Consider the following 3718-nt stretch of genomic DNA (forward strand, 5'->3'; position numbering starts at 1 on the left):
ACTTGGGATTTGAATTTGCGAGATATTAAAAGGCCCAGTTTTGTTAAAGAATAATTACATGATTAAACAAAACTGAGCTTAGAAAATTTTGGATTAAATCAGATTAATTCAATGTTTTAAGCTGTTGTGAACCAATCCAATGTTTAGAGAACTGATACGCTGCGCGGCCTGAACGTTGGCCACGACCTTGACACCAGCGCAATGCTTCTGCACGGGCTTCTGCAGTTAGCTCCATACCTGCTTTTTTCAGATAATGCTCCACAATTTCCAAGTAAAGATTCTGATCCATTGGATAAAAGGAGAGCCACATACCAAAACGGTCAGAGAGCGAAATTTTTTCTTCAATCGCTTCTTGCGGATGTAGTTCAGTGTATTGTGGTACATCGACCTTGGTGGCTGGTGTATTTTCATGCATAAATTCCGGCAATAGGTGACGACGGTTACTGGTCGCATAAATCACAAAATTGCTTGAACCCGACTGGAGTGAGCCATCTAAAACACTTTTCAGACTGCGGTAATTTTCATCTTCTGCATTAAATGCCAGGTCATCACAGTACACGATGAATTTTTCTGGACGGTCAGCAATCAGCTTCTGGATTTCTGGTAAATCTGATAAATCATCACGTTCAATTTCAATCAGTCGTAAACCTTGGTCGACATATTCTGTTAACAGCGCACGGACGATTGATGATTTACCGGTACCGCGTGAACCAGTCAGCAAGATATCATTGGCCGGCAGGTTATTCAGGAATTGCAGGGTATTCTGAATCACTTTTTCTTTTTGTTTTTCGATGCCTTTCAAGTCATCCAGTGCAATAGCTTTCAGCTTGTGAATTGGCTTGAGCTGGCCATCTTGCCATTTATAGGCATAAGCAGAAAAATCAGGGGCTGTTTTCAGCTCAGGAAGAGTTTGTTGCAGCTGCTGTAAAACAGTGGAAAGTGCATTTAAAATATTGTCAGGTAACTCAATTGTAGCCATGATTGCAGATTACATCGTTTAAATGATGCTGAGATACTACCACTGTAAAAAACGCAGTCAAAGCAAGAAAAATGTGATAATTTGCCAAGGAAAGGAGAATTTCGGCTATTGTCCCGTTGCTATGATCTGTTGTACTTAAGTGGTTGCAGTTCTTGTGGCGCCAAAAATAAACATAAGGATCACGTATAGCATGCTGTTTAAAGACTTTAATACCCATATCAATCCGCATCAGGCCTATCGCATTAAAAAATTAAAACAGCAATTGGAAAATGCCGAGACCTATGAGGAATGGAAATATACTGCATTAAAACTGGATGAAGAAACTGGGGCACAGGAATGGAAGCTTGATAATTCTTCACTATATTTTGATGCAGAAGTGATTGCACACCGTCTAGGTAAATTGCGACGCTATCACATGCAGCATCGCACCAAAGATCTGATGTATATATTACGTGAAGGGCTGAGTTACGATATTGCCAACATTGCCCATCCTTTACTGTTTATTGAAACCTATGTGGGTACCAAAAAAATCATTGAAGATTATGTTGAAGAAGTCAGTAAATGTCTGGCTTATATTGCATCTGATCAATGTGAATGTTTAACAGTAGAAGAAAAGATTGAATTCTTTGAGCGCTGCCAGCGTGCTTATGGCCAGCCAGCGTTAATGTTTTCTGGCGGCGCGACCTTAGGTCTGTTTCATACCGGGGTATGTAAGGCACTGATGGAACAGGATCTGATGCCTAAAGTAGTATCAGGGTCCAGTGCTGGTGCGATCATGACGGCGATGTTGGGTGTATCCAAGCCTTCTGAATATGCGGATATCCTGAAAGGGCACAACTTCTTTAACGAAGCATTTCATTTCCGCAAATTCCGTGAGCTGATGAAGGGCAATGGCGGATTTGCTGATGTGAAATACCTGAAAAAATTCCTGGTTGAGAATTTGGGGAATTTCACTTTTGAAGAAGCACTAAAAAACTCGGGCTTACATATTAATATCGCGGTTGCGCCGTATGATGCATCGCAGGACTCGCGCATCATGAATGCTTATACCTCACCAGATCTGCTGGTCTGGAGTGCGGTACTGGCTTCTTGTGCTGTGCCAATTCTGTTCCCACCTGTACGTCTGACCAGTAAACGTCATGATGGAAAATTCACCCCATATATGGGCGCGACGCGCTGGGTGGATGGTAGCGTGCGCAGTGATTTCCCGCAGGAAAAAATGGCGCGCCTGTACAATATTAATTACACCATTGCCAGTCAGGTGAATCCGCATATCGTACCATTTATGCAGGATGATGCTTCGCGCTTCCGTAAGGATATGTTGAGCTGGCCACAGCGTATTGCCCGTCGTCAGGGTAAGGTCTTTGCCAAAGGCTTGATGGACTTTACCCGTGAACGCGCCGGTAGTATTCCACCGGTACGCCGTCTGCTGGATCATGGTTATGGCGTGGTGGATCAGCGTTATTATGGTGATGTGAATATTGTCGGTAAATATGGCTTACGTCACTATACCTATATGCTGCAAAATCCGCGTCCGCATCTGTTTAAAATCCTGCAACGTGAAGGCGAACGTGCCACTTGGCCGAAAATCTCCATGATCGAAACTCAGGAGCGGGTAGGCAAAACCATCCAGCATTGTCTGGAACTGTTAAATTTTCAAAATGAACCTGAAGAGCAGACCCAAGAATACATTCCCGTTGACATCTGAAGAACTGCAGCAGATTCAGTTTGAACTGCAAACCAAAGCTCGTAGTCTGGCCTTTGGCCGCCGTTTATATCGGGGCGGGTTAGGGAAGCAATACTATTGGCTGAAGGTGCAACAGTCTGAAGCAGCTTTGCATAGCAAGTTGGGTTTTGAAAATGAGTGGAATTTTTACCAATCATTTTTAAATCATCCTGAAGCTGATTTTCTCATTCCTTATCAGTTGATTGATCATCAAATCACAGTGGCTGGAGAACAATATCAGCAGGGAATTTTACTACTGAATTGCCCTGCGCATTTTGCTGTATCGCCTCAAGAATTAAGCCTGAAACAAATTCAGGTTCATTTACTGGCAAGTCTGGATGCAGTGATGCATCTCTATCAATGTGGCTATCTACATGCCGATCTGAAAGCTGAACATTTTGTTCAGCATGAGGGTCGAGTCAGGTTGATTGATTTTGAACAGGTTCGACGATTCAGCAATGTTCCAGCTCAAAGTCTGGAGGCAACACCACGCTATATGGCGCCAGAGCTGTTTCATGGCGAAGAGAAAACAGTGCAAACGGAAATTTATGCACTGGGCATCATCTGGCTTGAATGGCTGACACAAACCCGACTGAGGGTAGGGAGCTATAAAGATTGGGCCTATTTACATTGTCAGCGATTGCAAATTCAGTTGCCGACTCAATTCCTCTTATTTCAACCGGTATTAGAAGGTATGCTTGCCAAGCATAAAAGCCATCGTTTTACCGATTTCGAGCAGATTCGAAGTATTTTATTTACTGTAATTGACTGATAAAAATACAAAAAACAACAATCTGCTTTTTATTTGCGCAATCGTTATGGCTTTGATGAAAAAGTTCTTGTCAGGCCAAATTGATCTCTATAATATACACGACCAACGGGGACGTGGCGAAATTGGTAGACGCACTGGATTTAGGTTCCAGCGCCGCGAGGTGTGAGAGTTCGAGTCTCTCCGTCCCCACCAAATTACTTAAGTGATTAGGTAAGATGGTAAGTGTAGAGGATTGGTGTAA

At 43.0% G+C, this 3718-nt stretch carries 3 protein-coding genes and 1 tRNA gene; 3 read left to right on the forward strand and 1 reads right to left on the reverse strand.

The genetic code is table 11. From position 1 onward, the window contains the following. Positions 1–103: 103 nt before the first annotated feature. A complete protein-coding gene (locus GW12_RS05310; protein ID WP_034584455.1) occupies positions 104–979 on the reverse strand; it encodes an ATP-binding protein in 876 nt (291 codons plus the stop codon). Between the two features lie 190 nt (positions 980–1169). Here GW12_RS05310 and GW12_RS05315 point away from each other — a divergent pair, with 190 nt between their 5' ends. The 3 genes from GW12_RS05315 (at position 1170) to GW12_RS05325 (ending at position 3669) form a co-directional block, all read left to right on the forward strand. Then, the gene (locus GW12_RS05315; protein WP_034584456.1) at positions 1170–2687 is read left to right on the forward strand and encodes a DUF3336 domain-containing protein; all 1518 of its coding nucleotides are present in this window, start codon (positions 1170–1172) and stop codon (positions 2685–2687) included. Continuing rightward, a complete protein-coding gene (locus GW12_RS05320; RefSeq protein ID WP_227504130.1) occupies positions 2677–3477 on the forward strand; it encodes a protein kinase in 801 nt (266 codons plus the stop codon). The genes GW12_RS05315 and GW12_RS05320 overlap by 11 nt, the downstream gene beginning before the upstream one ends. Positions 3478–3584: 107 nt before the next feature. Next, positions 3585–3669 (forward strand) — tRNA-Leu (locus tag GW12_RS05325). Positions 3670–3718: the final 49 nt, after the last annotated feature.

The organism is Acinetobacter sp. HR7 (genome assembly GCF_000773685.1).
Lineage (GTDB): Bacteria > Pseudomonadota > Gammaproteobacteria > Pseudomonadales > Moraxellaceae > Acinetobacter > Acinetobacter thermotolerans.